The organism is uncultured Caballeronia sp., assembly GCF_964243625.1.
In the GTDB taxonomy this organism is placed as follows: Bacteria; Pseudomonadota; Gammaproteobacteria; order Burkholderiales; family Burkholderiaceae; genus Caballeronia.
Window position 1 is genome coordinate 1 of the sequence record NZ_CAXTGZ010000467.1, and the last position, 4,858, is coordinate 4,858.

Sequence of the window (4,858 nt, forward strand, 5' to 3'; positions counted from 1 at the left end):
CGGCCTTGGCATTGTCGTCGGTCCAGAACCAGCTGGTGTCGTTGAAGCGCTCGGCGGTTTCGGCCAGGGCGGGGAAGCGTTGGCCACCCATCTCGGCGGTCTTGACCAGGCGGCGCTTGATGAAGGCCACCACGCGTTGGCCCCAGCGTTCGTCCTTCACGCCGGCCACCGCCACTTCGTCCACTGCGGGATGTAATGACAGGACCGATTCGATGTCGACCGGCGAGATGTTTTCACCCCCGCTGATGATCATGTCGTCAACGCGGCCGCTCACGAAGAGGTCGCCGTCCTTGTCGAAGAAGCCAGTGTCGCCGGTGAAGTACCAGCCGTCGCGCAGGGACTTCGCGTTCGCGTCCGGACGGTTCCAGTAGCCTTCGAACGCTTCGTCGCCTAGCAGGTCCGCGATGATCTGGCCTTCCTCGTTGACCGCCGCGAAGTCCGTTGGCGAGGAGGCGTCGAGCTTGACCACTCGCAATCGCGTATTGATGCCTGCGCGCCCGGCACTGCCCGGCTTGCGCATGGCATCCTGATCGATGCTGACCGTGTACACCTCGGATGATCCATAGTGGTTCACGAAGAGCTCGGGTTTGAATGCGGCGAAGAGACGTTTGAGCAAGCCGTCGCTCATGGGAGCGCCTGCAAAACCCAGCTTCGTGACCGATCTCGTCGTAGCGTCCGCAAAACCTGGCGCTGCCAGGAGATCGTGATAGAGCGTCGGCACGAGGTACAGGCACGTGAGTTCGAATTCACTGATCGATGCAAGCGCCTGTGCCGCATTCCAGCGGCGCACGCAGACGAACAAGCCGTCGACCAGCGCCATGGCGAGCAATGAACGCACGCCCATGGTGTGATAAAGCGGCATGACGCCGAGCGTGCGTTCGTTGTATCGATACAAGTTTTGCGCAACATGTGCGAGCGCAGCGGCACGTTCGTGTCGATGGCGCCGTGGCACACCCTTCGCCTTGCCGGTCGTGCCGGATGTGTAAAGGATCAGAGAGACATCGTCGGCGGAGGCTTCGGCCGTAGTGTTCGCTGCGTTCGCGTTGAGGAGCGTGTCGAAGGAGAGCGTGCCGCGCGCTTCGTCCAGTGCAATGCGCGGGATCTCCTGCGCTGCTGCGCTGCCCTGCACGGCGTCGGCGGAAACAGGCTCGAATACGATTGCTTTCGCGCCGGAATCCGTCACGCAATAATCCAGTTCTTCCGGCTTTGCACGCCAGTTCAGCGGCGTCATGACGATGCCCGCGAACTGGCAGGCCCAGTGCAGCGTCGCCATCTCCCATCGGTTTTGCAGCACGACGAGCAAACGGTCGCCGCGCTCGATGCCCACCTCGCGCAGGCCACCGGCTACACGCAGAATGACTTCGTGCCACTGCGCATAGGTCAGGCGTTTGTCGCCATCCACAAGTGCGAGCGTGTTCGGGCTGCGCTCCACACTCTGCAAGAAGGTTCGGCCGAGATCAAGCATGTTCCGGCTCCTTCCTGCCCGCATTTCTTCGCGCCGCCACGTCGAGCACGGCGGCGACTATCGGCGTATAGCCAGTACATCGGCACAGATGGCCAGAGAGCATTTCGCGTACTTCGGTTTCGCTGGGGTCGGGCACGCGTTTGAGATAGTCGGCGCACGACATCAGAATTCCTGCCGTGCAGAAGCCGCACTGCAACGCATGATGGCGTTGGAACGCTTGCTGCAAGTCCCCCAGTGTCTGATCCGCCGCAAGACCTTCGACGGTATCCACGCGGCGCCCTTCCACCTGGACCGCAAGCATCAGGCACGACCGCCCGGCGACGCCGTCCACGTGCACCGTGCACGCGCCGCATACGCCGTGCTCGCAGCCCACGTGCGTTCCGGTTGCGCCCAGTTCATGCCGCACGAAGTCCGACAACAAGTCGCGCGACTCGCAATAGCCGCTGCGTTCACGTCCGTTTAACGTCAGCGTGATCTGCCGACGCTCGCCGCGATCCAGCCTGACCGATAACGTGTTGCTCACTTCGCCTCCTCAATGACGCGCCATCCAAGTTGCCGCACAAGATGGCGTCTGTATGTTGCGCTGACGTGCGCGTCGTCCTGCGCGTTCAGCTTCCAGCTCAGGTCGTTCAGGGCGCCGCGCAAGTCGTCGCCTTGCAGACGGGGCCACTGTTCGACCACGGGTCTGTCTGCAACGCCGCCAACCGCGATGCGGATGGCGGTGTCGGTCACGACCGTGGCGCAGCCGACCATCGCAAAGTCGCCGTGCCGTACAGAGAATTCCTCGAAGCCGTATCGTTCGCCGGGTTTCTTCAGCGGGAAGCGCACGGCTTCGAGGAGCTCATCGGGTTCGCGTGCGGTCATCAACATGCCTTGGAAGAAGTCTTCCGCCTTGAGCGTGCGTTTGCGCTTCTTCGAACGCAGCATCACATCGCCGCCCAGCAGAGACAGCACGAGCGGCAACTCCGCACTGGGATCGGCGTGCGCGATCGAGCCGCAAACCGTGCCGCGGTTGCGGATCTGAAAGTGAGAGATGTTCGGAAAAGCAAGTGCGAGCAGCGGCACTTCATCACGCAAGGATGCGCGCCATTCCACGCTGCCTTGCGTTGCTGCCGCACCCACGACCAGATGGTTCTTCTCGATGCGCACCGCTTCCAGATCGGCCGTACGCGAGATGTCGATCAACACGCGCGGTTGCGCAAGCCGCATGTTGAGCACCGCCATGAGTGACTGGCCGCCGGCGAGGATGCGCGCGTCTTCGCCTGATTGCGCGAGGGCGTCGAGCGCATCGTGCGTGTTCGCGGCGCGCAGATAATCGAATGGTGCGGGTTTCATGAACGCCTCCCGAACCGGCCGAGGATGCGGCCAAGCCACGACCCGCCATTCGACTTCACGGGCTTGCCTGCGGCCTGACGTCCCAGCGATTCGAACAGTTGCCGCAACACGACCTTTGCCGCGCCTTCGAGCATGCGGCCACCGACCGCCGCGACCTTCCCTGAGACCTGCGCCTCGTAGTCGTACGTCAGGCGCGTGCCTTTATCGATAGGCGTCAGCTCGACCAGACCGTTACCGCGCGCGCTGCCGAGCGATGACATGCCCGCACCGGCAAGCCGCAAACGATGCGGCGGATCGAGATCCGACAGCCCGATCTCCGCTTCGAAGCGCGCCTTGATCATGCCGACGCCAACCGTCACATCCGCGCGATACGTGTTTTCGCCCTTCGCCTCGAGCGCATGACAACCGGGGATGACCTTCGCGAGCGCAACCGGATCGAGCAGCACCGCGAAGATCGCTTCAGGCGATGCCGGCAGATCCACGCTGCCTTGCGCGGTCAGCGCCTTGCCGCCCGGCAGCACTGGCGTCTTTTGCTGCGCTTCGCGGAACTCGGGCCGGGACGGTTCCGGGTCATCGATACCGATCAGCCCCATCACTTTCGATGGCGTCAGCGGCAAGCGAATGTCATCGACGCCAAGTGCATCGGCAACCGCATTGGCCACGCATGGCGGCGTGCTCATGTTGTTGCCTTCGCCCAGGCCCTTCGCGCCGAGCGGCGTGAATGGCGACGGTGTTTCCGTATGGAGGATGATCGGATCGGGCACTTCACACGTGGTCGGCATCAGGTAGTCCGCGAGCGTGCCCGACTGAAAACTGCCGTCGGACCCGTAGCGGAACTCTTCCATCAACGCCGCGCCGAGTCCTTGCGCGAAAGCGCCGCGAATCTGGCCGTCGGCGAGTGCGGGGTTCAGCAGCTTGCCTGCATCGTGCGTGGTCACATAACGGTCGATACGCACGCGCCCCGTGGCGCGATCCACTTCCACGCCGCACATGTCGAATGCAAAACCGTAAGCCGCCGACGTATTGATGCGGTCCTGTTCATCCGGCGCATCCATGTTCGGCGGAGTCCAGAAAACAGTTTCGCGCAAGCCCGGTTCTTCGCCCGCAGGCAGTAACGCAGGCGCCCAGTGAGGCGCATTGCTCGCCACGCGCCCGAAGGGCATGGCGTGGTCTTCGTCGCCGTCCCGATAGACCCGTCCGCCTTCGAAACGGATGTCCTCAGGCTTGCATTCGAGCTGCGACGAGACGATACGCGCGAGCTTGTCGCGCACCTTGACGGCCGCGAGATGCACCGTGCCCGCGACCGCGCCTGCAAAACGGCTCGAATAATTTCCGGCTGCAACCGACCATGCATCCTTGTGGGTATCGAACTCCACGTTCACCACGATCTCATGGGGCGACAGACCGAGCGCATCGGCTACAACTTGCGCGCAAACGGTCATGTGTCCCTGCCCCGCCGGCGTGGACGCGATCGTCACGACCACGCCGCCCAGCAAGTCGACGCTGACCGTTGCGCTCGCAATCGCGCCGCTCTTGGGACCGGCTTTCTTGCGTGCATCGGCGGGCATCACGGTCGTGATGTAACCCATGTTCGATACGGAAGGTTCGACAATCGCCGCAAAGCCGATACCGTACAGACGGCCCTCCCGGCGCGCGCTATCGCGGCGGGTTTTCAACTCCTCATAACCGCCTTCGGCAATCGAGCGTCTCAACGCTTCCTGGTAGTTGCCCGAATCGAGCAAGGCGCCCGCAGCGGCGCGATACGGGAAGGCGTTGGCCGGCACGAAATTTCGGCGATACACATCGAGCACGTCGAGCTTCAATTCAATGGCAATGCGCTGCATCAGCCGCTCGAGCGCGAAGTAGACCTGCGGTCCGCCAAAGCCGCGCACGAGGCCCGTAGGCGTCTTGTTCGTCAATACGACCCGGTTGCGCACGAGCAGGTTGGGAACGTCGTAGGCACCCGTCAAGCACCCATGCATCCGATAAAACGTGGCAGGTTCCGGCGCACGCAGATACCCGCCGCAGTCCTCGACCTGATCGTAATCGAGCGCGGTG

At 63.2% G+C, this 4,858-nt stretch carries 4 protein-coding genes; all 4 read right to left on the reverse strand.

Translation table 11 applies throughout. The features are described 5' to 3' along the window. The coding region (locus ACFFAR_RS24825; protein ID WP_375508633.1) for an AMP-binding protein at positions 1-1,465 on the reverse strand (1,465 nt) is incomplete at its 3' end. After that, positions 1,458-1,988, reverse strand: a complete 531-nt coding sequence (locus ACFFAR_RS24830) for a 2Fe-2S iron-sulfur cluster-binding protein (protein ID WP_174364522.1) — start codon at positions 1,986-1,988, stop codon at positions 1,458-1,460. The genes ACFFAR_RS24830 and ACFFAR_RS24825, both read right to left, overlap by 8 nt. After that, positions 1,985-2,800, reverse strand: coding sequence for a xanthine dehydrogenase family protein subunit M (locus ACFFAR_RS24835; protein WP_062171448.1), 816 nt, complete (start codon positions 2,798-2,800; stop codon positions 1,985-1,987). The genes ACFFAR_RS24830 and ACFFAR_RS24835 overlap by 4 nt, the downstream gene beginning before the upstream one ends. Next, positions 2,797-4,858, reverse strand: a 2,062-nt coding sequence (locus ACFFAR_RS24840) for a molybdopterin cofactor-binding domain-containing protein (protein ID WP_375508634.1), incomplete at its 5' end; no start/stop codon positions are given. The genes ACFFAR_RS24835 and ACFFAR_RS24840, both read right to left, overlap by 4 nt.

Coding starts and splice junctions, on each gene's coding strand:
- ACFFAR_RS24835 (WP_062171448.1), bottom strand. CDS start 2,800: ATGAAACCCGCACCATTCGATTATCTGCGCGCCGCGAACACGCACGAT.